Raw genomic sequence first — 216 nt, 5'->3', positions numbered from 1 at the left:
CATCCCTCCTCACTCACATCTCCTCCCACTCCACCCCCGACACTACCCACTCCCTCACCCCCACCCACCCCCCCCTCCATCTTCTCCTCCTCCCCCCTCATCAACACATCCCCCTCCCCACCCTCCCCCATCTCCTCCACTATCTCCTCCACCCCCCCCGAGCCGACACCCTCCACGCGCTCAACCACCAGTTCCACCTCGGCTGCGGGCAGACCT

At 66.7% G+C, this 216-nt stretch carries 1 pseudogene; it reads right to left on the bottom strand.

Annotated elements, in window-relative coordinates:
• Positions 1-188: pseudogene (locus FS507_RS17440) on the bottom strand (hypothetical protein); the annotation flags it as partial.
• Positions 189-216: the final 28 nt, after the last annotated feature.

The sequence above is a fragment of the Corynebacterium glyciniphilum AJ 3170 genome, assembly GCF_007673095.1.
Taxonomy (GTDB): Bacteria; Actinomycetota; Actinomycetes; order Mycobacteriales; family Mycobacteriaceae; genus Corynebacterium.
The sequence above is the reverse complement of the archived record's forward strand: the minus strand, read 5'-3'. Positions and strand labels throughout refer to the sequence as shown.